The following is a 23,841-nucleotide window of genomic DNA, read 5'->3' on the forward strand; positions in this document are numbered from 1 at the left end:
GGACTCCTGCGGCGCGGCGGGTACGGCGGCGAAGCGGATGTTTCGGGGCGGGACTCACCCTCGACGGTACCCGAACGGTGGTACGGCGTTCAGTGGTCCTTGGGCCACAGGCCGGGATCGGGGGTGAAACGGATGTCGAGGACACCGTCCCGCAGCCCGGCGCCGGAGACGGTGCAGCGGCGCAGTGCGGAGGGGAGCGTGCGTATGCGCCGGAAACGGCCGACGGTGACGACGATCTCGTCGCCGCGGCGCACCAGGCCCAGGCCCTCCCGGTCGGCGCCGGGCAGCGGCACCCGCCAGAGCAGGACGCCGTCGGTGGCCCGCCGGTCCTCGACGGTCCAGGGGTCGGTGTCGGGGAGCGGCGGCCGGGGCGCGGCGTCTGCCGGAGCCGCGGCCGCGGCGGGGGCGGCGCCGACTGCCGGGCCGTCGAGCAGTGCGTCGAGTTCGTCGACACCCCGGGGGTCGCGGCCCAGGTGCGGCACCTCGTGGACGGGGACCTCGGGGAACTCGTCGCGGAGCGCCTTGAGCGCGGTCTGCTGGCTGCCGGAGAGCCCGGCGAGGAACGGGTCCGCCGAACCGGTGGGCAGCAGCCGGTTGACGAGGACGGCATCGACACGGCGGCCGTACAGGGCGAGCCCGGCGCGGAGGGTGCGCAGGTTCGCGGCGGCGACCGGACCGGCTTCGGTGACGAGCCGCACGGCCGTGCCGGGGGCGTCGATCACCCGCTGGACGGCGGCGAGTTCGTGCTCCCAGCGTTCGGCGGCCTCGTACAGCTTCTGGGCGGGCATCGGGACGCCGGCGAGCTGGGCGAGGACGGGGCGCAGGGCGCGGGCGGCCTGGCGCTCGGGCGGCAGCAGCCGGCGCAGATAGCGGCGGACCTGCGCGGGCAGCGCGAGCTGGCGGATCGTTTCGGCGGCCGGCGGCATGTCGACGACGACGGTGTCCCAGTCGCCCGACGCGTGCGCGGCGCACAGCGCGTGCAGCAGCGCGAACGCCTCGGAGCCGGGGAGTTCGGTGAGTTCGTCCTCGTCGAGGGGGGCCGCGCCGAACATGTCGAGGGCGGCTCCGGCGCGCTCCTGGAAGGCGAGGAACTCCTGGCGGAAGCGGTCGGCGGAGTCGATCCGCCGGGCGTGCAGGCGGGGGGCGATCTCGGTGGGTGCGGCGGCACCGAGGGGCGTGCCCAGCACCGTTTCCGGGGCGCCGCTCTCGGTGGTGAGCAGCAGTACGCGCGCTCCCCGCCGGGCGTCGGCCAGGGCGGTCGCGGCGGCCAGCGTGGTGCGGCCCGCGCCGCCGGTGCCGGTGACGAGGAGGGTGCGCACGCTCAGTTCTTCTCGGCCTCGTCGGCGGCTGCGCCGGGGCCCTCGGGGCTCTCGACACGCTGCTTCAGACCGGCCAGCGCGCGGTCGATGATGACCTTCTCCGCCTTGCGCTTGATCATGCCGAGCATCGGGATCTTGACGTCGACGGTGAGCCGGTAGGTCACCTCGGTGCTCGCGCCGCCGTTGCGCGCGGCCAGGTGGTAGGAGCCGTCGAGGGCGCGCAGCATCTGCGATTTGACGAGCGACCAGCTGACCTCGTTCTCACCGGTCCAGGTGTAGGCGAGGGTGTGGTCGTCCTTGATCGCGCCGGCGTCCAGCAGCAGGCGCACCTGCTCGGCACGGCCCCGGTCGTCCTTGGCGAGCACCTCTGCCTCCTTGACCTCGCCGGTCCACTCCGGATAGCGGTCGAAGTCGGCGATCACCCCCATCACCTCGGCGGGTGCCGCCTCGATCATGATGCTAGAGCTGGTGTGTTCGGCCATCGCCGTGACTCCTCCATGCCGATACATACCGGTCCGCCGACTGGCGTCGAACTCGGTGTCGCTGCTGCTGAAGGCTACCGCGCGGCGGGCCGCCGCCGGACATCAGCGGGCGCCGCACGGCCGGTCCCGCGCGCCGCGGCCGCGGGGTCCGCGGGGCCCGGCCGCCGGGGGCCGACGCCCTGGCCGGGGCGGCTCACCACTGGAGGACGTACGGCGTCCCCGTCGCGTTGAAGTGCCCGACATTGACGCATTCCGTACCGCCGATCCGGACCCGGCGGGCGAGCGGCTGGTGGACGTGGCCGAAGAGCGAGTAGCGGGGCCGGGTGGTGCGGATGGCGTGCAGCAGCGCCGCGCTGCCGCGCTCGAACCGGCGGGCGACGGTGTCGTAGCAGAGCTCGGGGACGTCCGGCGGGATGTGTGTGCACAGCACGTCCACCTCGCCGAGCGCCTCGACCTTGGCGGCGTACTCCTCGTCATCGATCAGGTACGGGATCGGGGTCTCCCCGGTGGGCACGGAGCGGCGCGCCCGGGGAAGCTTCGGCGATGTGAGTCCGCCCCCGACGAAGCCGAAGACCCGGCCGCCGATCTCCACCCGCTGGCCGTCCAGGACGGTAATACCGGGTCCGGCGTACTCCGGCCACAGGCTCGGCATATCGACATTGCCGTAGGTGGCGTACGCAGGGGTGGGGAGGGCGGCGAAGAGTTCCGCGTACTGCTTGCGTACGGCGCTCTCGATGGCCGCCTCCCGGCCCGTCCCCGTGCGGTCCAGCTCGCCCCAGAGGCTGCGGCCCAGCTCGCGGGCCTCCTGGAAGCGGCGGGCGGTACGGAGTTCGATCAGCCGGTCGGCGTTCTCCACGCCGAAGAGGTCGGGGAAGATGCCGCGCGAGTGGTCGGCGTAGTCAAGGAAGAGGACGAGGTCGCCCAGGCAGACGACGGCATCCGCGCCGGCACCGGCCGCGGCCAGGTCCCGGCTGTTGCCGTGTACGTCGCTCACCACATGCACGCGCATGGCGTCACCCTAGATCCCCGGAGCCGATGCGGGGAGAGGGCCGCCACCTGCGGTTACTTTCCGGTCACCAAAGGGCTGGTCTACTCTGCGCGGAGCAGTCCCCTGGCGTGTCCACAAGCGTGTGACGCATCGAACATCTGGGGGTGACCCTCTATGCCAATTGCAATACCGGTGGGTAACGTCCGGGCAGTCCAATCCCCTGCCTGATCATGGACCGCAGCCGGCGAACACACAGCGTCGTGGCGCCGGCGCCAATGAGGAGCAGCAGTCTTGCGCGAGTTCAGCCTTCCGGCCCTGTACGAGGTCCCCGCGGACGGCAACCTGACGGATCTGATCCGCCGGAATGCCGCGCAGCACCCGGATGTCGCCGTCATGGGACGCAAGGTGGACGGACAGTGGCAGGACGTCACCGCCACCGTCTTCCTCGCCGAGGTCCGGGCCGCGGCCAAGGGCCTGATGGCCACGGGGATCGGGCCGGGCGACCGTGTCGGGCTGATGTCGCGCACCCGCTACGAGTGGACGCTGCTGGACTTCGCCATCTGGAGCGCCGGCGCGATCACCGTCCCGGTGTACGAGACCAGCTCCGCCGAGCAGATCCAGTGGATCCTCGGTGACTCGGGCGCGGTCGCCTGCCTGGTGGAGACCCCCGAACACGAGGCCGCCGTCGAGTCGGTACGCGACCGGCTGCCCCTCCTGGAGAACATCTGGCAGATCGAACGGGACGCCGTCGCCCGGCTGCGGTCGGCGGGCACGGACATCTCCGACGACGAGGTGGACGCGCGCAGCGCGCTCGCCGACGCCGACTCCCCCGCCACCATCGTCTACACCTCCGGGACGACCGGCCGCCCCAAGGGCTGTGTGCTCAGCCACCGCAGCTTCTTCGCGGAGTGCGGCAATGTCGTCGAACGCCTCAAACCGCTCTTCAGCACCGGCGATTCCTCGGTGCTGCTCTTCCTCCCCGTCGCGCACGTCTTCGGCCGGCTGGTGCAGGTGGCCTCCGTGATGGCCCCCATCAAGCTGGGGCACGCGCCGGACATAAAGCACCTCACCGACGACCTCGCCTCCTTCCGGCCGACGCTGATCCTGGGCGTGCCCCGGGTCTTCGAGAAGGTCTACAACGGGGCGCGGGCCAAGGCGCAGGGCGACGGCAAGGGCAAGATCTTCGACCGGGCGGCGGACACCGCCATCGCGTACAGCCGCGCGCTGGACGGCGCACCGGGGCCGGCCCTCGGCCTGCGGATCAAGCACAAGATCTTCGACCGGCTCGTCTACCGCAAACTGCGGGCCGTCCTCGGCGGCCGCGCCACGCACGCCATCTCGGGCGGCGCCCCGCTCGGCGAGCGCCTGGGCCACTTCTACCGCGGCATCGGCTTCACCGCCCTGGAGGGCTACGGCCTGACGGAGTCCTGCGCGGCCACCGCCTTCAACCCGTGGGACCGGCAGAAGATCGGCACCGTCGGGCAGCCGCTGCCCGGCTCGGTGGTGCGGATCGCCGACGACGGCGAGGTGCTGCTGCACGGCGAGCACCTGTTCACGGAGTACTGGAACAACGAGCCGGCCACCAAGGAGGCCCTCTCCGACGGCTGGTTCCACACCGGTGACCTCGGCACCCTCGACGAGGACGGCTACCTGGCCATCACCGGCCGCAAGAAGGAGATCCTGGTGACCGCGGGCGGCAAGAACGTCGCCCCGGCGGTGATCGAGGACCGCATCCGGGCGCACGCCCTGATCGCCGAGTGCATGGTCGTCGGCGACGGCCGGCCGTTCATCGGCGCGCTGATCACCCTCGACGCGGAGTTCCTGCCCTGCTGGGCACAGGAGCACGGTCACCCGGCGGACGTGACCCCGGCCGAGATCGCCGGGGACCCGGAGCTGCTGGCCGCCGTGCAGCGTGCGGTGGACGACGGCAACGCCGCCGTCTCGAAGGCCGAGTCGGTGCGCAAGTTCCGTATCCTGCCGACCCAGTTCACCGAGGAGTCCGGCCATGTCACGCCGTCGCTGAAGCTCAAGCGCAGCGTCGTGGCGAAGGACTTCGCCGAGGAGATCGAGGCCATCTACCGGGGCTAGCGCCGGAGTTGACCGGCCCCCGGAAGGGGGTGCGGTACGGGGGCAGGGTGCGGCGGACCGGCCCCACCCCGTACGACGACAGGCCCTAGAGCAGTTCCTTGAGGCGCTCCGCGAGCAGGTCCCAGCGCCACTTCTCCTCGACCCAGGCCCGGCCGCGCTCGCCCATCCTGCGGCGCAGCGCGGGGTCCCGGAGCAGCGCGACGATCCGCTCGGCGGCGGCCTCCGGCGAACCGCCCGGCACCACCCAGCCGGTCTCGCCGTCCAGCACCGCGTCCGGCGCGCCGCCCGAGTCCCCCGCCACGACGGGCAGCCCGGTGGCGGACGCCTCCAGATAGACGATGCCCAGCCCCTCGACGTCCAGCCCGCCGCGCCGGGTGCGGCACGGCATCGCGAACACATCGCCCGCGCCGTAATGGGCCGGCAGCTCCGCCCAGGGCACCGCGCCCGTGAAGCGCACCGCGTCCCCGACGCCCTTCGCCAGGGCCAGTGCGTGCAGTTCCTCCTCGTACGGACCGCCGCCGACGATCAGCAGCACCGCGTCGGGCACCGCCGCCACGATGGCGGGCATCGCCTCGATGAGGGTGTCCTGGCCCTTGCGCGGCACCAGCCGCGAGACGCACACGACGACCGGCCGGCCGGCGAGCCCGAGGCGGGCCCGTACGGCGTCACCGCCGGAGCCGGGGTGGAAGGTCTGCTCGTCCACGCCGGGCGGCAGCTGGACCATCCGCGCGGCGGCCTCGGGGGTGAGCGCCCCGGCGATCCGCGACCGGGTGTACTCGCCGAGGTAGGTGAGGGTGTCGGTGCCCTCGCCGATCCGGCGCAGCAGCTGCCGGGCGCCCGGCAGCTGCGCCCAGCCCGCCTCGTGGCCGTGGGTGGTCGCCACGATGCGGCGGGCGCCGGCCGCGCGGAGCGCGGGCGCCATCAGCCCGAGCGGTGCGGCGGCCCCGAACCAGACGGCGGAGCAGCCGTGTTCGCGCAGCAGACCGGCGGCCCGCCGGGTGACCGCCGGAGTGGGCAGCAGCATCGTCGTACGGTCGCGGACCACCGGGAACGGCTGTTCCGCGTCGAAGGCGGCGGTGGCCTCGACGCCCTCCGCGCTCCGCTTCCAGGTCGAGGCGTAGACGACGACCTGCGAGGGGTCCAGCCGCACCGCCATGCTGTGCAGGAATGCCTGGATGCCGCCGGGCCGGGGCGGGAAGTCGTTCGTGACGATGAGGGTCTTGTGCACGATGGTCTTTCGGCGGTCGGGGTCGGCGGGGCGGGCCCGCGCGGCAGGCCACGCGGGCGGGGCCGGTGGGGCGGCTCGGGGCCGACAGTACCGCCCCGGCGACCGGCCACGGCGGGCGTGACCCCCGCGTACCCCTCGCCGTCGCCGCGGTCGTGGCCACCGGCGGCGGGTTCACGGTCCGGCGCGCGGTCCGGCGGGCACACCGCGCCGGGCGGCCGTCCCGGCGCCGGGACGCGCGGTGCGGTGCGCACGGTCCGGGGCCGCACCGGGTTCCGGCCCCGGGGCCGCCGCCGGGGCCGCGGGCCCGTCCGGCCCGTCCGCCCCGCCCGTCCCCGGGCCGCTCACCCGGTGAGCCGGCGGCCGGCCCACCCCGCGCTCAGTGCAGCTCACCCTTCACATAAGCGCGCCACTGCCGGGTGAACTCCGCCAGTCCGACGCCCAGTTGGGCCCGCATCGCCCGGTCCAGCCGGGCCTCGCGGACCGGCTGGCCATCGTCCTCGGTGGTCCCGGAGGAAGTCCCCGAAGGCCCCGGAGCGCCGGACACCGCCGGGCCGGACGGCGTACCGGTCCCGGCCCCGGCGGACGGCGCCACGCTCGCGGACGGCTCCGCACTCGCGGGCGGCCCCGCGTTCCCCGGTCCCCCGCCGGACTTCCCCGCCTCCCGGTAGAAGGCCATCAGCTTGGCCTCGCCCCACTTGTCGGCGATCATCCGGCAGGCCAGCCAGCCGCCCTCGTAGGCCCTCGCCAGGCGATCCGCGCCGCCCTTGAAGCCGAAGTCGCCGTCGGCCGGCAGCCGGCCCGGCAGCTGCCCGGCGGCGACCGCCCGGGAGAGCTCCGGGGCGGCGACGGCGGGCGCGCGCCGGGAACCGCGGTAGGCGACCCAGTCGGCGAACCCCTCGGAGAGCCAGAGCGGGGTGGCCGCCGTGGTGGCCGTGCGGGTGGCGACGTGGGTGGTCTCGTGGGTGAGCACGACCGTGCGGCCGAGGTCGTTCAGCTCGTCGTACGCGTCCGGGTTGACGATCACCCGGTCCGCGGGCGCGGCCGCCGCGGTACCCGCCTCGGTGGTCGTGACGGCCGCGATCCCCGTGTAGCCGGACGGGTCGTCACTGCCCAGCAGCTGCGCCATCCGTCCGACGGAGTCCGGTGCCTCCACCACGACCTGCCCCGGCCACTCCCCCCGCCAGGCGGCGCGGACCGCGGGCACCGCCGCGTCCGCCCGGTCCGCCAGATCGCGCAGCCGCGCCGGATCCGCGGCGGTGCCGAGGACCAGGGTGTGCCGGCCGCGGACCAGGTGCACCGGTCCCTGGTCCCACAGCTGGCGGGCGCCCGTCCGGCCGGCGGCCGCGCCGTCGGTGTCCGAGGAGATCCGCCAGCGGCCGTCGCGGGCGGTCAGCGTGAGGTACTGGACGGAGCTGACCGGTGCGGTGTCGAAGCCCTTCAGCCGGTAGCGCAGCCGCACCCGCGCGGCCAGCCGCTCGCCGCTGCCGCCGTCCGGGAGCGGGAAGGCGCCGGTCGCGACCAGGTCGTAGCGCCAGTCGGCCAGCGGTACCGCCGCCAGATTGCCGAACATCTCCCGCTGCCGGGCCCGGTAGCCGGTGGCCCGCGGGTCGGTGGTGTCCAGGAAGGCGGCGGCGTCCCGGTCCCGGACGGCCAGCGCCCGTGCGTCGAGCATCCGCTGGACGTCCGGGAAGCGGTCGGCCGAGGAGGGTGCGGGCGGCGCGCAGCCGGTCAGCTGGGCGAGCAGCGCGAACAGCAGGGCGGCGCAGCCCGCCACCCCGGCCCGCGACGGCCGCCGCCGTCCCGCTCGCTGACCCGACATGCGGCCGATCGTATGTGCGGCCCGGCCGGGGCAACAGCGCTGGGCGTCCGCTCAGGGCCGGGTGACGGACGAGACCGGCAGCATGCCCACCGGGTCGTAGCGCACCCGGGCGCCGGGATACGGCGCGTGCACCACCCGGCCGTTGCCGACGTACATCGCGACATGGCTGGCGTCCGACCGGTAGATGACCAGATCGCCGGGGCGCGCCTGGGCGAGCGGCACCTGACGCCCGGCGCCCCGCTGGGCCTGCGAGGTGCGCGGGAGGGCGACCCCGGCCCGGCCGTAGGCCCATTGGGTGAGCCCGGAACAGTCGAACGACGAGGGCCCGGTACTCCCCCAGGCGTACGGGGAGCCGATGGCGGTGCGGATCGCCGCGACGGCCGCGGCCGCCCGCCCCGAGGGGGCCGGCACCCCGGAGAGGTCCGGGGCACCGGCGCCGTGCCCGTCGCCCCGGGAGATCCGGTCGTAGCTCTCCCGGTCACCCGCGGGGAGCGCGTTCAGCAGGCGCCGGGCGTCGGCCAGCTTGCGCCGGACCTCCTCCTTGTGGCGCTCGACGGTCTTACGGCCGGCTTCCAGGTCCGCCAGCTTCCGCGCGGTCTCCAGGCGCTGCTGCTCCAGCCCCCGCCGCGCCGCCCGGAGTGCGCGCAGCTCGCCGAGGCGGGAGCTGCTCAGCCGGTCGAGCACGGCGGCCTTCGCCAGATAGGTCTCCGGCCGTTCGGTGAGCATCAGCGTGATGCTGGGGTCGATCCCGCCGGCCCGGTACTGGGCGGCGGCCAGCGCGCCGAGCCGGCCGCGCATCCGGTTGACCCGCTCCTGGGCGCGGGCCGTGCGGTCCTGAAGGGCCGACACCTCGCCGCGCAGCTTCTCGGTCCGCTCGCCGGCGGCGTTGAACTCCTCGGTGGCGCGCTCCGCCTGCTCGTAGAGCTTGGCGACCCGGGCGACGGCCGCGTCGCGGGCCGCGGTGCGGTCCGCCGGGTCGGCGGACGCCGGTGCCGCGGTCAGCGCGGCGGCGGCGGTCGCCAGGGCGGCCGACAGGACGGTGACACCGGTGAGGGTGACGGGGCCGGGCCGCGCGCTACGGCGATGGGACACGTGGGCCGCACTCCTTGTCGTGTGCAGCCCGTGCCGCCCGGGAGGAGCGGTCGGTGACCGGCGGCTGCGAGGGCAGACAGTAACCGCGCGGATACACGGCGGCCAAAGACCCCGGCTCATATGCAAAAAGCCGCCCCGCAGGTGACTGCGCAGGTCACCGGCGGGGCGGGAAGTCAGCGGCGCAAGGAGCAATTCGCCCGTTCGGGCGGCCGTTCCGGAGTGTCCGGCCGGTTCAGACGCGCACGCCGAACATGAAGGGCATGTTGCCGATCGACTCGTAGCGCACGGAGGCGCCCGGCTTCGGCGCGTGCAGCACCTGGCCGTTGCCCGCGTACAGGCCGACGTGGTGCAGGTCGCTGTAGAAGATCACCAGGTCGCCCGGCTTGAGCGCGCTCTGCGAGGAGATCCGGGTGCCGTCGTTGGCCTGGTCCTGCGACATGCGCGAGATCTTCTGACCGGCCTGCTTGTACGCCCAGGAGGTCAGGCCCGAGCAGTCGAAGGAGTAGGGACCGGTGGCGCTCCAGACGTAGGGCATCCCGATCCTCGTCTTCGCGGCGGCCAGGGCCTCCGCACCGCGTCCGGAGGCCGCGGTCTCCTTGCCCAGGTCGACCCGGTCGTCGGCGCGGCTGCTGCGGTCGTCGCCGCCGGAGGCGCGCTTGTCGTCCTCGGCCTTCAGCTCGGCGCGTTCCTTTTCCGTGAGGGTGTTCAGCAGCTCCTGCGCCTTGGCGAGCTTGCCCTTGACCTCGTCCTTCTTGTCACCCAGCGCCTTACGGGTGTCCGTCAGGTCCTTGATCTTGCCCGCGGCCTCGGCGCGCTGCTGGGCGAGCCGGCGCTGCTTGTCCGCGATGACCTTCAGCTGCTCGGCCTGCTTGCCACTGAGCTGTTCGAGCGTGGCGGCCTTGTCCAGATAGGTGTCCGGGTCACCGGAGAGGAAGAGCTGCACCGAGGCGTCGATGCTGCCGCTGCGGTACTGGCCGGAGGCGACGACACCCAGTCCCTTGCGGAGCTGGTTGAGCTCCGACTGGCCGCGGGCGACCTTGTCCTGGAGGCCCTCGACCTCCTTCTGGAGCTTGTCCTGGTCCTCCTTGGCCCCGTTGTACTTCTCGGTGGCCTGCTCCGCCTGCTCGTAGAGCTTGTCAACCTCGGCCTTGACGTCCTTCTTGACAGGCTTCGGGTCGGCCTGGGCGGCCTGGGACGAGAGGGCAACGGCGGCAGCGGCGGTAGCGGTGAGCACGGTCACGCGAGTACGGCTCGGCTGCTTGGGTCGACGGTGGGACGCCACGAAGGCGAGCTCCTTCTTCCTCCAGCCGCCTACCGGGAAGTGGGGACGAGACCCGGCTCCGCGCGAACGCCGCGGACTCGGCGGTTCCTTCACTGTTCATCCCGGTTGGATGATCACCTATATGAAGGTTCGAGGCCCGACCTTAGTAACCGACTTGTGATCCCTTCAAATCCTCACGGGGAAAATCTGCGTCAGGTGCCCCATCCTTTACCAACATCGCACAGGCAGTAATGGCAACTTGACACTCAGGCACGAATTGCCACCGGATTCGCCGATGCGTCAGGTCCGGGCAAGTCGCTTGAGAAGCAAGGCCGATGCGACCGGCCGGGCACCGGCCTTCGCCACGCCGTCGGCCACTTCCCGGTCCGTGGAGACCACGACCACCGGGCGGCCGGGCGGCTCGGCCCGCACCAGCTGGCGGATCAACTCGTCGGCCGTCACGCCCGGTTTGCTGAACAGCACCCGCACCCCGCGCGGCGGGGCGAGCAGCACCGGCGCCGCGAGTTCCGCGCCGTCGAAGACGCAGGTCATCTCCGCGCCGGTCTGCGCCGCCAGCACCGCGAGACCGCCCAGCAGCCGCAGCCGCTGCTTGTCCAGCGGCATCGTCGGATAGCCGGTCTTGGTGACGTTGTAGCCATCCACCACCAAATGCGCCTGCGGCAGGGCCAGCAGCTGGTCGAGGAGTGCCGGGTCCATCTCCGACAGCGCCCGGGTCGCGATGTCCCTCGGCGTCATCCGGCCCGGCACGACCGCCTCGACGGTGTCCGCCGGATGGACGTTCGCGGGCGGCAGGGCCAGCTCGCGGCGGAGCCCCTGGGCCGCGTCCAGGACCGTGTCCAGCAGCAGCCGCAGCCGCATGTCCTCGACGCTGCGGCCCTCCCGGACGGCCCGTCTGCTGGTCTCCAGCGCCGCCTCGGCCTCGGCGATCCGGGCCTTGAGCCGGCGCAGTTCGCTGTCCGCGGCGGTCTTCTCCGTCGCCGCCTGCGACCGCGCGGCCTCCAGCGCCGCGACCGCCTTGCGCACCGCCGCCTCGCCCCGCTTGACGTCGCTCAGCGCGCTGCGCAGCTTGCGCTGCAACGACTCGTTCTCCTTGCGGACCGCGTCCAGGTCGGCCCGGGAGCGGTCGGACTCCGTACGGGCGTCCGCCCGCGCCTGCGCCAGCTCCTCGCGCAGCCGGGCCAGCTCCCGCTCGGCCTCCTCGCCGGCCCGCTCGGCACGGACCCGCTGGGCCTCCTCGCCGGCCGCCGCGACGAGCTTGACCCAGCCCTCCGGGCGCAGCACATAGGCCGCCGCCGCGACATCCAGCGGGTCGGCGGCGGCGGGCGGGGTGCCGTGCTCCAGGGCTTCGGCGAGTTCCGGCTGGGCCTCGCGGAGCTTGCCCGCGATCCGCTGCCGGAAGACCGCATCGCTCTCCAGCGCCGCAGCCATCGCATTACCGGCGAATTTCGCCCGGCGAGTCGGCGTGAAACGTGCGTACTGCCGTAGCGGTGGCGGGAGTTCGGCGACCGTCAGACCGCCGAACGCCTCCGCCGTGAGCGCCACGACGCGGCGCCGTACGCCCTCGGGCAGCGGACGGTCGAGCACCTCGTCGGCCGCACCCTCCGGTGCGTCGTCGTGCGCTGAGCCCGGCTCCCCCTCTGGACGCTCCTCCACGGCTGCATCGCTCCGATCTCAGGCGCTCGCGCCCGGCCGGTCCACCAGCTCGATCTGGTCGACCGCGTTGCACCAGCGGCAGCGCACGGACTCGATGCTCTCATCGAGGACCTCGCGCTCCTCCACCCTCGGCTCCCCGGCCAGATCCAGGTGGATGTACTCCACGACCTTGGACCGGCGGGTCACATCGAAACGCGTGAGGTTGCCGCACAGCGTGCAGCGCCACCGCGTCTCGGCCGTCGGCAGGGGAAGCGCCATCGTGAAGTCCTCTTTCGTGCTCGTTCGTACTCGTGCCCGTGCAGCTTCCCGCGGTGCGCCGTCGGACTGCGGAAGTACGTCAAAATACTGCCTGTAACCCTACGGCCTCGCAGGGGCCGGTGCGGGCGCTCCCCGAGAGCCGGGACGCGGCGAGGCACTCTGTCCCGATTGCCCCCGTTACGTCATGATCACTTCATGACGGCGCCGTCGCAATCCCCCGGTTCTCCCCGTCCCGCACGTCGTTCACGTTATTCACGCTATTCACGTGGTTCCCGTCGTTCACGTTCCCCCCGCTTCACCCGGCCGGCCCAGCCCGCCCGGTCCCTGCGCGCCGTGTTCTCCCGGATGACGGCCGTGCTGATCGCCCTGAACTGCGCGGTCTTCGCGCTCGGCCCCGCCTCCGGCCTGAACCGGATGTACGGCAGCGGCGACGCGCTGCTCCGGGCCCAGGCCGGCTACTTCGCGCAGTGGGGGGTGATCCCGGCCGACCTGTGGAGCGGTTCGGTCCGGGCCCTGGTCACCCCGCTCACCGCCCTGTTCGTCCACGGCGGCTGGCTGCACCTGCTCGGCAACATGCTCTTTCTCTACGTCTTCGGCGGGATGGCCGAGGCCCGGATGGGCCGGCTGCCGTTCGCCGTCTTCTACCTCGCGACCGGCTATCTGGCGCTGCTCGGCTACGCGGCCGCACACGCCGCGTCCGGCCAGACCCTGGTGGGTGCCTCGGGCGCGATCTCCGGCGTCCTGGGCGCCTTCCTCCACCTCTTTCCCCGGGCCCGGGTCACCAGCGTCTTCCCGTTCCTCTTCTTCCTGCCGCTGCGCTTCCCCGCCTGGGCCGTACTGCTCTTCTGGTTCTTCCTCCAGTGGCGGTCGGCGCAGGACGGCCCCAGCGGTCCGGGCGTCGCCTACCTCGCGCATGTGGTGGGCTTCGCGCTCGGCTTCCTCTACGCGTGGGTCCGCTATCGGAGGGATAGTGTGGTGGCCACCAGGGGCAACGCACCGGCGACCGAGGGAGAGAGCCAGCCGTGATCACGTCGATCGTGCTCATCAAGACCAGCGTGGACCAGATCCCGGAGATCGCCGAGAAGATCGCCGCGCTGGAGGGGGTCAGCGAGGTCTACTCCGTCACCGGCGCGCACGACCTGATCGCGATGGTCCGGGTCGCCGCGCACGACGACCTCGCCGACGTCATCCCCGGCCGGATCAGCAAGGTGCCGGGCGTCGCCTCCACGGAGACCCACATCGCCTTCCGCACCTACTCCCAGCACGACCTGGAGGCGGCCTTCGCCATCGGCCTGGACTCCTAGGCCCTGTCGCCACCTTCCCGCCCGGCCGCCCTCAGGCGGAGGGGTCCGGCACGCAACGGCCGCCCTCGGTGCGGTAGTTCCAGCGCGCACCGTCCGCCACCAGCTCCCGGACCGCCCGCACGAACCGCTCGATGTGCTCATCGGGGGTGCCGGCGCCGAAGCTGACCCGGATGGCGTTGAGCGACTTCTCGCCCGGCACCGCCTCGGGGGCGCCGCACTCCCCCGGCTCATCGCTCGCGCTGCCGAGCAGGGTCCGTACGAGCGGGTGCGCGCAGAACAGGCCGTCGCGGACCCCGATGCCGTACTCCGCCGACAGCGCCGCCGCGAAGTGCGAGCTGTTCCAGCCCTCGACCACGAACGACAGGACGCCGACCCGCGGGGCGTCGTCGCCGAACAGCGAGAGCACCCGCACCTCGGGGACCGTGGCCAGGCCGGCCCGGACCCGGGCGATCAGCCGCTGCTCGCGCGCCACCAGTTCGTCGAAGCCGGCCTCGGTCAGCGCCTGGCAGGCGGCGGCGATGGAGTAGGCGCCGATGACGTTCGGCGAACCGGCCTCGTGCCGGGCCGCGGTGGTGTGCCAGTCGACGTCCACCCCGCCGTCCGTACGCCGCGCGACCGTGCGGCTGGCCCCGCCGCCCGCGAGGTACGGCTCGGCGCCCTGCAGCCAGTCCGCGCGGCCGGCCAGTACCCCGGCGCCGAACGGCGCGTACAGCTTGTGCCCGGAGAAGGCCACCCAGTCCACGTCCAGATCGTGGATGTCGATGGGGTGGTGCGGTGCGAGCTGTGCCGCGTCCAGCACGATCCGCGCGCCGTGCGCATGCGCCACGGCCGCCAGCTCCCGCACCGGCCACAGCTCACCGGTCACGTTCGACGCACCGGTCACGCACACCAGCGCCGGACCGGCGGGCCGCCCCGTGCCCGGCTCCGTACCGGCGGCGGGCTCGCGGCCGGCCAGTGCCGCCGCCAGGATGTCGACCGCCTGCCGCGGGGTGCGCGGCGCGTCCAGGTACGTGACCACGGTGTCCGCGCGCCGCTCCCACGGCAGCAGCGACGCATGGTGCTCGGTCTCGAAGACGAACACCTCGGTGTCCTGCGGGAGGGCGGCCGCCAGCAGGTTCAGCGAGTCGGTCGTGGAGCGGGTGAAGACCACCTGGTCGCCCGCGTCGCCGTCCGGGCGGCAGCCCAGGAAGTCCGCGATCGTCCGGCGGCTGTTCTCGAACAGGTCCGTGGACAGCTGCGAGAGGTACCCGGCACCGCGGTGCACGCTGCCGTAGTACGGCGCGTAGGCCGCCACGTCGTCCCAGACCCGCTGGAGCGCCGGGGCGCTGGCGGCGTAGTCCAGCGCGGCGTAGTCGACCTCGCCACCGGTCACCAGCGGGACCCGGACGTCCCGCCCCAGCACCGGCAGCGGCGCACAGACGGAACGGTCGGCGGAGACGGTGCAGTCGGCGGAAACAGCGGAATCGACGGAAACAGGCATGGCGAACTCCCGTGAGAGAAAAGCGAATTCGCTGCGCGCACCGGCGCGAAAAAGCGCGGGCGCAGCGTGCTGAAGAAAGAGAGAAGACGCGCGGAAAAAGGCGCGGAATAACGCGGAGAAAGGGGCCTTGGGCCCTATCGCATTCGCTTCATCACGGAAGGTGCTCCCTCGGGGACCAGGATCCCTGGCGAGGGATCCGCGCTTGCCGCAGACCTCGTTGCCTGCGACCTGGTCATCACCCGGGGCACCCCGCCACGGAAGGAGGGTTGCCGGACAGCGGGCCGGGGCCTGCATCGCTGTCACTCGTGACCTGGGCAGAATCATGCCACACGAACAAAAAGGCGCAAGGCCCGGTCCGTCATGCGGACCGGGCCTTGCGCCATATCCCGCGCCCGGGACCGGCCGTGCTCAGGCGTTGCTGGCCGCCACCCAGCGCGCCAGCGCCGCTTTGGCCGCCCCGGAGTCGATCGACTCGGCGGCCCGCTCGATACCCGCCCGGATCTGCTCCGCCAACGGGGCGTCGGCCGGCTGGAGCGCCACCAGCGCCGCCGCGGAGTTCAGCAGCACGGCGTCCCGTACCGGGCCCTTCTCCCCGTCCAGCAGCCGGCGCGCCACCTCCGCGTTGTACGCCGCGTCCGCGCCGCGCAGTGCCTCCACCGGGACCAGCGGGATGCCGACGTCACGCGGGTCGAAGGGCTCCTCGCGCACCGCGCCGTCGCGCACCGTCCACACCCGGGAGGTCGCGGTCGTGGTCAGCTCGTCCAGCCCGTCGTCGCCGCGGAAGACCAGCGCCGACGAGCCGCGCTCGGCGAGCACCCCGGCGAGGATCGGCGCCATCCGGGCGTCGGCGACACCGGTCGCCTGGGCACGGACCCGCGCCGGGTTGGTCAGCGGGCCGAGCACGTTGAACGTGGTGCGGATGCCCAGCTCACGGCGGGCGGGGGCGACATACCGCAGCGAGGGGTGGAACTTCACCGCGAAGCAGAAGGTGATGCCCGCCTCCCGCGCGACCTCGGTGACCCGCTGCGGCGTCAGATCGAGATTGACGCCGAGCTGCTCCAGCACATCGGAGGCGCCGCTCGCCGACGACGCCGCGCGGTTGCCGTGCTTGACGACCTTCGCGCCGGTGCCGGCCACCACGATCGAGGACATCGTGGAGATGTTGACGGTCTTGGCGCCGTCACCGCCGGTGCCGACGATGTCCACGCTCGGCCCCGGCACCTCGATCAGCCGGGCGTGCGCGTACATCGTCCGGACCAGTCCGGAGATCTCCGCGACGGTCTCACCCTTGGCCCGCAGCGCCACCGCGAAACCGGCGATCTGCGCGTCGCTGGCCTCGCCCCGCATGATCTTGTCCATCGCCCACGCGGTGTCGTCGGCGGCGAGGTCACGGCCGGCCAGCAGGGCGTTCAGGATGCCCGGCCAGGTGTGGGCCGCCACGCTGTCGCCGCCAACCGGGGTCACAACGTTCATGGTCCACGCTCCTGGTTTCGTCTCCTGCTTGTGCGGCCAACCCTATCGACCCCCGGGCATGCCGGAAGGCCCCGTCCGGATGAGGCAGGACGGGGCCCTCTGGGTGGCGTACTCACAACCGCGCCCCTATAGGACGCCGCGGGGATCAGTGGTGGCCGTGGCCGCTGGTGATCTCCTTGTACTCCTCCGCCGTGGGCTTCGGAATGACGTTGTCCTCGCCGTAATAGCCCTGCGAGAGCTTGGCGCGCAGCTTCTGCGAACGCGGCACCTTGCGCTCGACCCCGTTCTCGTCGACCGTCGGGCCGATCTCCATGGGCTCGGGCTGGTGGTGCTGGGTGAGCGTGTGCAGCTGCTCCTGGTTGAGCGGCTCGTGGATCTCGACGAACTCACCGTGCGGCAGGCGCTTGATGATGCCGGACTCGCGCCCGTGCAGCACCTTGTCCTTGTCGCGCCGCTGGAGACCCAGGCAGATCCGCTTGGTGACGATGAAGGCGAGCACCGGCCCGACGAAGAACGCGATCCGGACGAACCAGCTGATCACGTTGATCGACAGGTGGAAGTGCGTGGCCCACAGGTCGTTGCCGCCACCGATGAGCATCACGAAGTACGCGGTCAGCCAGGCCACACCGAAGCCGGTGCGGGTCGGGGCGTTGCGCGGACGGTCCAGGAGGTGGTGCTCGCGCTTGTCACCGGTGATCCAGGACTCGATGAACGGGTAGACCGCGATCGCGACCAGGACCAGCGGGAAGATCACGATCGGGATCAGCACACCGAAGTTGATGGTGTGACCCCAGATGTCCCATTCCCAGCCGGGCATCACACGCACCAGGCCCTCGGCGAAGCCCATGTACCAGTCGGGCTGGGCGCCGGTGGACACCTGGTCCGGACGGTACGGACCGATCGCCCACACCGGGTTGATGGTGGCGACCGCCGCGATCACCGCGATGAAGCCGAAGACCAGGAAGAAGAAGCCTCCGGCCTTCGCCATGTAGACCGGCAGCAGCGGCATGCCGACGACGTTGTTGTTGGTCTTGCCGGCACCCGGGAACTGCGTGTGCTTGTGGTAGAAGACCAGGATCAGGTGCGCCACCAGCAGACCGAGCATGATGCCCGGCAGCAGCAGCACGTGCACCGTGAAGAACCGCGGGATGATGTCGTGCCCCGGGAACTCGCCGCCGAAGATGAACATCTGGAGGTACGACCCGACCAGCGGGATCGCCAGGATGACACCCTCGATGAAGCGGACGCCGGTGCCCGAGAGCAGGTCGTCGGGGAGCGAGTAGCCGGTGAAGCCGGTGAACATGCCCAGCACGAACAGCAGGAAGCCGAACAGCCAGTTGACCTCGCGCGGCTTGCGGAAGGCGCCGGTGAAGAACACCCGCATCATGTGGACCATCATGCCGGCCAGGAAGACCAGGGCGGCCCAGTGGTGGATCTGCCGGATGAGCAGACCGCCACGGACGTCGAAGCTGATGTTCAGCGTCGACTCGAACGCCTGCGTCATCCGGACCCCGTGCATGGGCACGTACGAGCCGTGGTAAACGACCTCGGCCATGCTCGGGTGGAAGAACAGCGTCAGGTAGACGCCGGTCAGGATGATGATGATGAAGCTGTAGAGGCAGATCTCGCCCAGCATGAAGGACCAGTGGTCCGGGAAGATCTTGCGCATGTTGGCCTTGGCCAGGCTGTAGATGCCCAGCCGGCCGTCCGCCCAGTCCGCGACCCGTTCGCCGGCGGGCGCTTTGCCGCGGCGCGTGGTGGTCGCGCTCGTCTCGTTACTCATCCGCGCTCCCAGAAGCTCGGGCCGACGGGCTCCGCGAAGTCGCTTACGGCTTCGAGGTAGCCGTCCTTCACCGTGATGTGCAGCTGCGGCAGCGCGTGTCCGGCCGGGCCGAAGATCACTCGGCCACCGTCAGCAAGGTCGAAGGTCGACTGGTGGCACGGGCAGAGCACGTGGTGCGTCTGCTGCTCGTAGAGGCTGATCGGGCAACCCACGTGGGTGCAGATCTTCGAGTAGGCGACGATGCCCTCGTGCGACCATGCGAGTTCCTGCTTGTCCTTGATGTTCTGCGGCTGAATCCGCACGAGCATCAGGGCGTCCTTGGCAATCCGCTGGTTGAACTCCTCGTCGCTCTCCTCCAGGCCCTCGGGCTTGGCGAACGTCAGGGAGCCGACCGCGATGTCCTCGGGACGCAGCGGGAGGTTGGTGGACTGGTTGACCAGGCGGATGCCCTTCTTCCAGCCCGAGCCGCGCAGCTTCTTCTCGGGCAGCGGCCCGAGGTCGCGCAGCAGGACGACGCTGGAGAGCGGCACCAGGGCCAGCGCGCCGAACATCGTGTTGCGGATCAGCTTGCGCCGTGCGAAGCCGGACTCCTTCGCGCCCTGCGCGAAGTCCTCCAGCACCTTGGCCTTGACCTCCGGCGCGGCCTCGATCGGGTGCCGGTCGTCGGCGACCTCCTCGTCCGACATCAGCGTGCGGGCCCAGTGGACCGCGCCGGCGCCGATGCAGAAGAGCGCCACACCGAGCGTCAGGCCGAGCGAGAAGTTCAGCGCGCTGACGTGACCGAACGGCCAGATGTAGACGATCTTGTCGATCGGGAAGATCACATACGCGGCGATGAAGCCGACCGTCGCGAGCATGGACAGCAGGAAGAGGAAGGCCACGGTGCGCTCGGAGCGCCGGGCGGCCTTCTCGTCGATGTCCTGGACGCGGTGCTCGTGGGCCGGCAGCCCCGGGTCGGCGAACGGATCGTCCGCTACCTGCACCGCGCCGGCGTGAGCCGTCTCCCGCTCACTGGGAAGGGTTTCTTCTGGCACGTCTTCGTGTCGTCCAGTCTCACTCATGACTTCTTGGCCTTCGTAGTCCGGGCAGCGACCCAGATGGCGACCGCGACCAGCCCGCCCATACCGGCGATCCAGCCGAAGAGGCCCTCACTGACCGGGCCCAGACCGCCGAGGCTCAGGCCACCGGGGCTCGGGGTGTCATCGCTGTTGACGGCACCGAGGTACGCGATGATGTCCCTCTTGTTCTCCGACGACAGCGAACCGTCACCGAAGGAGGGCATGTTCTGCGGGCCGGTCTGCATGGCCTCGTAGATGTGCTTCGGGTCCACGCCCTCGAGCGACGGTGCGTACTTGCCGTTGGTCAGGGCGCCGCCCTGACCGGTGAAGTTGTGGCACTGCGCGCAGTTGGTGCGGAACAGCTCGCCGCCCTTGCCGATGTCGGCCCCGTCCGGGCTGTACTGGTCCTTGGTCGGCACGCTGGGGCCGGCGCCCAGCGAGGCGATGTACGCCCCGAGCTGGTCGATCTCGGCCTGGCTGTAGATGTTCTTCTTCTTCGGCACCTGGGCGCCGGGCTGCTGGGCGGGCATACGGCCGGTGCCCACCTGGAAGTCGACGGCGGCGGCGCCGACGCCGACCAGGCTCGGGCCGTCGGAGCTGCCCTGACCCCCGGTGCCGTGGCAGCTTGCGCAGCCCACGGCGTAGAGCTTCTTGCCCTCCTTGATGGCAAGAGACTGGGCGGCGTCATCGGCCTGAGCCTTGTCCGCCGGCGCGAACGCGGCGTACAGCCCCCCGGTGACCGCCAGCGCGAAGAGTAGGACGACGAGCGCCGCCAGCGGATGGCGCCGTCGTGCGGAGAGCTTTTTCACGGATTACCCCGGTGTCAGGATCTTCTGCGTCGATGCTTTGGTTAGGTCTGTCTGAAATGCGGGTCCGGTTACCGGATCAGGTAGATCGTGGCGAAGAGGCCGATCCAGACGACATCGACGAAGTGCCAGTAGTAGGACACGACGATGGCCGCGGTGGCCTGTGTGTGGGTGAACCTCTTGGCCGCGTACGTCCTGCCCAGGACCAGCAGGAAGGCGATCAGACCGCCCGTCACGTGCAGTCCGTGGAAACCGGTGGTGAGGTAGAACACCGAACCGTACGGGCCCGACGAGAGCGAGAGGCCCTCGTGCTTGACCAGATCGGTGTACTCGAAGACCTGACCGCCGATAAAGATCGCACCCATGACGAAGGTGACCACGAACCATGCCCGCAGCTTCTTGACGTCACCGCGCTCGGCGGCGAATACGCCGAGCTGGCAGGTCAGCGAGCTGAGCACCAGGATCGTGGTGTTCGTCGCGGAGAACGGAAGATTCAGCGCAGAAGCGGATTCCTTCCAATACGCAGCTCCGGTCACCGATCGGAGGGTGAAGTACATCGCGAAGAGGGCCGCGAAGAACATCAGCTCGGAACTCAGCCAGATGATGGTTCCGACGCTGGTGAGGTTCGGCCGATTGACCGACGGGTGCGCGTGCCCGGTTTCTACTGTCGTTGCTGTCGCCACGACCGACATTATGTCGGTCGCTTATCCCGCCCTCACTCCGGGGGGTGCTGTTCGGTGTGTCAAGGGCGTATGCCCTGCTCGTACGGCTCATTCCCGCGGTCGCCCGAAGGGGCGGAGCACGGCCGTCCCCGGTGCTCGCCGGCCGGGTCCCGGCGGGCCCTGACGGGCCGTCGCACAGATCTTGGTCCGGTCCGGACCCTCCTGCGGGCACCGGGTGCGGGAGTAGCATCCGCGCAACGGTCCCACCCGATGCTGTGCCGCTACGAGAGCGTGGAGGAACGATGCAGGCGACTGCCACGGTGCTGGTCTACAGCGACAACGCCAACACCCGCGAGCAGGTCCGGCTGGCGGCCGGCCGGCGACCCGCCGCCGATGTCCCGCAGATCGAGATCCTGGAGTGCGCCACCCAGCCGGCCGTCATCGAGGCCCTGGACCAGGGCGGTATCGACATCTGCGTACTGGACGGCGAGACCGCGCCCGTGGGCGGGATGGGCGTGTGCCGGCAGATCAAGGACGAGATCTTCCACTGCCCGCCGGTGCTGCTGCTCATCGGGCGCCCGCAGGACGCCTGGCTGGCCACCTGGAGCCGCGCGGACGCCGTGGTGACCCATCCGCTGGACCCGGTGGCGTTCGCCGACGCGCTGGCCGCCCTGCTGCGCACCAGGCTCCTCGCGGGGGCCTGAGCGGCCCCTGGCGCGCTGCTCAGATCCGCGGGCGCAGCCGGGCGGCATCGGCGGCCTCCGGCTGCTGCTCGGCCGCTCCCGTGGTATCGGTCCCCTGGCCCTTCAGGGCGCTGCCGTCGCGCCATTCCTTCCAGGGCATGTTCCAGTCGCCGAAGCCGTTGTCGAACGGCGTCATGGTGTCGCCGCCGCTGTTGACGACCTTGACGATGTCGCCGACGTGCACCGTGTTGAAGAACCACTGCGCGTTGGCGGTGGACATGCCGGTGCAGCCGTGGCTGACGTTGGCGGCGCCCTGCGAGCCGACGGACCAGGGCGCGGCGTGCAGGTACTCGCCGCTCCAGGTGACCCGGGTGGCCCAGTAGACCGGCAGGTCGTAGGAGTCCGAACTGCCCTCCGCGATGCCGATGCTGTTGCTCTTCATCCGTACGAAGCTCTCCTTCCCGAGCACGACCTTGACGCCGTTGCGGGTGGAGAAGCCGGGTTTGCCGGTGGTGACGGGGATGGTGTTGATCGCCTCGCCGTTGCGCAGCACCGTCATCGTGTGTGCCGCGGCGTCGGTGATCGCCTCCACCTGGTCGCCGGTGGTGAGCCGTACGGGCTTCGCGGCGCCGCCGTAGAGCCCTCCGGAGACCTTCAGGCCGTCCAGGTTGCTGTGCACGGCGATGGTGGCGTGGGCGGGCCAGTAGTCCTTCGGGCGGAAGTGCAGCGTCTTGCCGTCCACCCAGTGCCAGGCGCCCTCGACGCGCGGGCTGGAGTCGACCTTCAGGGAGCTCTCGACGAGGGCCTGTGCCTTCGGGTCGGTGACCGGCCAGCTCAGCGTGGCGGTGACCGGCTGGCCGACGCCGTACTCGCCACTGTCCGGGCCGAACTTGACCGTCAGCTTGTCGCCGGCGTCCGCGGTGTCGACCACGAGGGTCTTACGGCCGGGTGCGCCGTCCGCGTTCTCGGTGCTCACCTGCACCGTGTAGCGGGCGCCGGCGGCCAGCGGCGCGGTGGTGCGCCAGTGTCTGCCGTCGGCGCTCAGTTCGCCGCGGACGTGGCGGCCGGCGGCGTCGGTGGCGGTCACGTCCGTGATCCGCGTGCCGTCCCCCTTGACGTAGACCTCGATCGGCTTGCCGGGGTCCGCTCGCTGCTTGCCGTCCGGGATGTTGGCCGCGATCTGGTCGGCCGCGTCGTAGGGCTTGACGGAGAGCGGGTCCGACGCCGAGCCCCCGCAGGCGGTGGCGCTCACCGCAAGGGGCATGAGCAGGAGGCCGCACCTCAGCACTGTCCGGGTTCGAGGTCTGTGACTCATGACCCAAAAATATGAAGAATCCCCCGTTTCAGCGCGCTGGAGGAGTGCAAACGGGGGCGTCGGCCGCCGTGAAACGGGGCGGGCCCGGACACCTGTTGAGGTGTCCGGGCCCGCCCGGTACGACGTGCGCCGCGCCTACTGCGTGCGGTTCTCGCCGCGGTAGTACTCGAAGACCCAGCCGAAGAGTCCGACGAAGATGATCGGGGCCGAGAAGTAGAGCAGCCACCAGCCGAAGATGACGCCCATGAAGGCGAGCGCGCCACCGACGGCCAGGGACAGCGGCTGCCAGCTGTGCGGGCTGAAGAAACCCAGTTCGCCGGCGTCGTCCGAGACCTCGGCGTTCTCGTTGTCCTGCGCACCCGCGTCCACCCGCCGGGCCGTGAAGGCCAGGTAGTAGCCGATCATGATGCACAGACCGAAGGCGAGGAACAGCGCGGTGGTTCCCGCGGGCTCCTTCGACCAGACGCCATAGACAACCGCCATGGCGAGGACGAAGACGGAGAGCCAGATGAACATCTTGCCCTGGATCTTCACTTGCCAGCCTCCTTGCCACCGGCGAGCGCCTTGTCATCCGAGGAGCCGTGGTTCTGGAGCGCGTCCAAGGCGGCGATCTCGGGGTGGTGCAGGTCGAACGCCGGGGATTCGGAACGAATACGCGGCAGCGTGAGGAAGTTGTGCCGCGGCGGCGGGCAGGACGTCGCCCACTCCAGCGAACGGCCGTAGCCCCACGGGTCGTCGACCTCGACCTTCTTGCCGTACTTCGCGGTCTTCCAGACGTTGTAGAAGAACGGCAGGATCGACAGGCCCAGCAGGAACGAGGCGATCGTCGAGATGGTGTTCAGCGTCGTGAAGCCGTCGGCCGCCAGGTAGTCCGCGTAACGCCGCGGCATGCCCTCGGCGCCGAGCCAGTGCTGGACGAGGAAGGTGCCGTGGAAGCCCACGAACAGCGTCCAGAACGTGATCTTGCCAAGCCGCTCGTCCAGCATCTTGCCGGTGAACTTCGGCCACCAGAAGTGGAATCCGGCGAACATCGCGAAGACGACCGTGCCGAAGATGACGTAGTGGAAG

Annotated in this window: 22 protein-coding genes and 1 riboswitch; of the genes, 4 read left to right on the top strand and 18 right to left on the bottom strand. The window is 71.4% G+C overall.

The genetic code is table 11. The features are described from left to right. Window positions 1-89 precede the first annotated feature (89 nt). The 3 genes from IH09_RS06645 to IH09_RS06655 all read right to left on the bottom strand — a co-directional run bounded on the left by IH09_RS06645 (window position 90) and on the right by IH09_RS06655 (window position 2,810). Window positions 90-1,319, bottom strand: coding sequence for an ArsA-related P-loop ATPase (locus IH09_RS06645; RefSeq protein WP_052855014.1), 1,230 nt, complete (start codon window positions 1,317-1,319; stop codon window positions 90-92). A gap of 2 nt (window positions 1,320-1,321) precedes the next feature. Further along, a complete protein-coding gene (locus IH09_RS06650) occupies window positions 1,322-1,801 on the bottom strand; it encodes an SRPBCC family protein (protein ID WP_052855017.1) in 480 nt (159 codons plus the stop codon). Window positions 1,802-1,994: 193 nt separating this feature from the next. Continuing rightward, entirely contained in the window at window positions 1,995-2,810 is an 816-nt protein-coding gene (locus IH09_RS06655) for a metallophosphoesterase family protein (protein WP_052855020.1), read from the bottom strand. 270 nt (window positions 2,811-3,080) lie between these two features. Here IH09_RS06655 and IH09_RS06660 point away from each other — a divergent pair, with 270 nt between their 5' ends. Further along, the gene (locus IH09_RS06660) at window positions 3,081-4,877 is read left to right on the top strand and encodes an AMP-dependent synthetase/ligase (RefSeq protein WP_052855023.1); all 1,797 of its coding nucleotides are present in this window, start codon (window positions 3,081-3,083) and stop codon (window positions 4,875-4,877) included. 85 nt (window positions 4,878-4,962) lie between these two features. Here the strand turns inward: IH09_RS06660 and IH09_RS06665 are convergent, their stop codons facing one another. From IH09_RS06665 to IH09_RS06690, 6 genes are all read right to left on the bottom strand, one after another. Then, on the bottom strand, window positions 4,963-6,105 hold the full coding sequence (locus IH09_RS06665) for a glycosyltransferase family 4 protein (RefSeq protein WP_052855026.1): 1,143 nt from the start codon (window positions 6,103-6,105) through the stop codon (window positions 4,963-4,965). A gap of 376 nt (window positions 6,106-6,481) precedes the next feature. Then, the gene (locus IH09_RS06670) at window positions 6,482-7,924 is read right to left on the bottom strand and encodes a hypothetical protein (protein WP_052855028.1); all 1,443 of its coding nucleotides are present in this window, start codon (window positions 7,922-7,924) and stop codon (window positions 6,482-6,484) included. A 51-nt stretch (window positions 7,925-7,975) separates the two neighbouring features. Next, window positions 7,976-9,016, bottom strand: coding sequence for a C40 family peptidase (locus IH09_RS06675; RefSeq protein ID WP_052855031.1), 1,041 nt, complete (start codon window positions 9,014-9,016; stop codon window positions 7,976-7,978). A gap of 232 nt (window positions 9,017-9,248) precedes the next feature. Further along, window positions 9,249-10,298 carry a C40 family peptidase gene (locus tag IH09_RS06680; protein ID WP_052855033.1) on the bottom strand — a complete coding sequence of 350 codons (1,050 nt, stop codon included), beginning with the start codon at window positions 10,296-10,298 and terminating at the stop codon, window positions 9,249-9,251. Between the two features lie 279 nt (window positions 10,299-10,577). Further along, a complete protein-coding gene (locus IH09_RS06685) occupies window positions 10,578-11,951 on the bottom strand; it encodes an NYN domain-containing protein (protein ID WP_052855036.1) in 1,374 nt (457 codons plus the stop codon). 18 nt (window positions 11,952-11,969) lie between these two features. Next, window positions 11,970-12,209 (bottom strand): hypothetical protein, encoded by a 240-nt coding sequence (locus tag IH09_RS06690; RefSeq protein WP_052855038.1) that lies wholly within the window; start codon window positions 12,207-12,209, stop codon window positions 11,970-11,972. Window positions 12,210-12,554: 345 nt separating this feature from the next. Here IH09_RS06690 and IH09_RS06695 point away from each other — a divergent pair, with 345 nt between their 5' ends. Together IH09_RS06695 and IH09_RS06700 are read left to right on the top strand one after the other, a co-directional pair. Beyond that, window positions 12,555-13,235 (top strand): rhomboid family intramembrane serine protease, encoded by a 681-nt coding sequence (locus IH09_RS06695; protein WP_052855129.1) that lies wholly within the window; start codon window positions 12,555-12,557, stop codon window positions 13,233-13,235. Beyond that, window positions 13,232-13,513, top strand: a complete 282-nt coding sequence (locus tag IH09_RS06700; protein ID WP_052855040.1) for an Lrp/AsnC family transcriptional regulator — start codon at window positions 13,232-13,234, stop codon at window positions 13,511-13,513. Before IH09_RS06695 ends, IH09_RS06700 begins: the two co-directional genes overlap by 4 nt. Before the next feature lie 31 nt (window positions 13,514-13,544). Here the strand turns inward: IH09_RS06700 and IH09_RS06705 are convergent, their stop codons facing one another. The 6 genes from IH09_RS06705 to ctaE form a co-directional block, all read right to left on the bottom strand. Further along, a complete protein-coding gene (locus IH09_RS06705; RefSeq protein WP_052855042.1) occupies window positions 13,545-14,993 on the bottom strand; it encodes an aminotransferase class V-fold PLP-dependent enzyme in 1,449 nt (482 codons plus the stop codon). 193 nt (window positions 14,994-15,186) lie between these two features. Then, window positions 15,187-15,304, bottom strand: a riboswitch (SAM riboswitch). A 97-nt stretch (window positions 15,305-15,401) separates the two neighbouring features. Next, a complete protein-coding gene (trpD, locus tag IH09_RS06710; RefSeq protein ID WP_052855044.1) occupies window positions 15,402-16,466 on the bottom strand; it encodes an anthranilate phosphoribosyltransferase in 1,065 nt (354 codons plus the stop codon). A 145-nt stretch (window positions 16,467-16,611) separates the two neighbouring features. Next, window positions 16,612-18,249, bottom strand: coding sequence for a cytochrome bc1 complex cytochrome b subunit (gene qcrB, locus IH09_RS06715; RefSeq protein ID WP_052855046.1), 1,638 nt, complete (start codon window positions 18,247-18,249; stop codon window positions 16,612-16,614). Then, window positions 18,246-19,310, bottom strand: a complete 1,065-nt coding sequence (gene qcrA, locus IH09_RS06720; RefSeq protein ID WP_094795357.1) for a cytochrome bc1 complex Rieske iron-sulfur subunit — start codon at window positions 19,308-19,310, stop codon at window positions 18,246-18,248. The genes qcrB and qcrA overlap by 4 nt, the downstream gene beginning before the upstream one ends. Further along, window positions 19,307-20,116, bottom strand: coding sequence for a cytochrome bc1 complex diheme cytochrome c subunit (gene qcrC, locus IH09_RS06725; RefSeq protein WP_052855051.1), 810 nt, complete (start codon window positions 20,114-20,116; stop codon window positions 19,307-19,309). Before qcrC ends, qcrA begins: the two co-directional genes overlap by 4 nt. Before the next feature lie 68 nt (window positions 20,117-20,184). Continuing rightward, complete coding sequence (ctaE, locus tag IH09_RS06730) at window positions 20,185-20,805, bottom strand: aa3-type cytochrome oxidase subunit III (protein ID WP_052855054.1); 621 nt, start codon at window positions 20,803-20,805, stop codon at window positions 20,185-20,187. Between the two features lie 272 nt (window positions 20,806-21,077). On the opposite strand from ctaE, the gene IH09_RS06735 reads away from it, so the two are divergent. After that, complete coding sequence (locus IH09_RS06735) at window positions 21,078-21,479, top strand: response regulator transcription factor (RefSeq protein ID WP_052855058.1); 402 nt, start codon at window positions 21,078-21,080, stop codon at window positions 21,477-21,479. A 19-nt stretch (window positions 21,480-21,498) separates the two neighbouring features. Here IH09_RS06735 and IH09_RS06740 read toward each other — a convergent pair whose 3' ends face one another. The 3 genes from IH09_RS06740 to IH09_RS06750 form a co-directional block, all read right to left on the bottom strand. Continuing rightward, window positions 21,499-22,773 (bottom strand): L,D-transpeptidase, encoded by a 1,275-nt coding sequence (locus IH09_RS06740; RefSeq protein ID WP_190233217.1) that lies wholly within the window; start codon window positions 22,771-22,773, stop codon window positions 21,499-21,501. Between the two features lie 135 nt (window positions 22,774-22,908). After that, window positions 22,909-23,307: a cytochrome c oxidase subunit 4 gene (locus IH09_RS06745; protein WP_052855062.1), complete on the bottom strand. Its 399-nt coding sequence runs from the start codon at window positions 23,305-23,307 to the stop codon at window positions 22,909-22,911. Then, window positions 23,304-23,841: cbb3-type cytochrome c oxidase subunit I (locus IH09_RS06750; RefSeq protein ID WP_190233218.1), on the bottom strand; the 538-nt coding region annotated here is incomplete at its 5' end. The genes IH09_RS06745 and IH09_RS06750, both read right to left, overlap by 4 nt.

The sequence above is a fragment of the Streptomyces celluloflavus genome, from assembly GCA_000720995.1.
Lineage (GTDB): Bacteria > Actinomycetota > Actinomycetes > Streptomycetales > Streptomycetaceae > Streptomyces > Streptomyces celluloflavus.

Bases quoted from the DNA above. Each gene is read 5' to 3' on its own strand.
- IH09_RS06690 (WP_052855038.1), bottom strand. From the start codon at position 12,209: ATGGCGCTTCCCCTGCCGACGGCCGAGACGCGGTGGCGCTGCACGCTG.
- IH09_RS06655 (WP_052855020.1), bottom strand. From the start codon at position 2,810: ATGCGCGTGCATGTGGTGAGCGACGTACACGGCAACAGCCGGGACCTG.
- IH09_RS06705 (WP_052855042.1), bottom strand. From the start codon at position 14,993: ATGCCTGTTTCCGTCGATTCCGCTGTTTCCGCCGACTGCACCGTCTCC.
- trpD (WP_052855044.1), bottom strand. From the start codon at position 16,466: ATGAACGTTGTGACCCCGGTTGGCGGCGACAGCGTGGCGGCCCACACC.
- qcrA (WP_094795357.1), bottom strand. From the start codon at position 19,310: ATGAGTGAGACTGGACGACACGAAGACGTGCCAGAAGAAACCCTTCCC.
- IH09_RS06735 (WP_052855058.1), top strand. From the start codon at position 21,078: ATGCAGGCGACTGCCACGGTGCTGGTCTACAGCGACAACGCCAACACC.
- IH09_RS06670 (WP_052855028.1), bottom strand. From the start codon at position 7,924: ATGTCGGGTCAGCGAGCGGGACGGCGGCGGCCGTCGCGGGCCGGGGTG.
- IH09_RS06650 (WP_052855017.1), bottom strand. From the start codon at position 1,801: ATGGCCGAACACACCAGCTCTAGCATCATGATCGAGGCGGCACCCGCC.
- qcrB (WP_052855046.1), bottom strand. From the start codon at position 18,249: ATGAGTAACGAGACGAGCGCGACCACCACGCGCCGCGGCAAAGCGCCC.
- IH09_RS06695 (WP_052855129.1), top strand. From the start codon at position 12,555: ATGACGGCCGTGCTGATCGCCCTGAACTGCGCGGTCTTCGCGCTCGGC.
- ctaE (WP_052855054.1), bottom strand. From the start codon at position 20,805: ATGTCGGTCGTGGCGACAGCAACGACAGTAGAAACCGGGCACGCGCAC.
- IH09_RS06740 (WP_190233217.1), bottom strand. From the start codon at position 22,773: ATGAGTCACAGACCTCGAACCCGGACAGTGCTGAGGTGCGGCCTCCTG.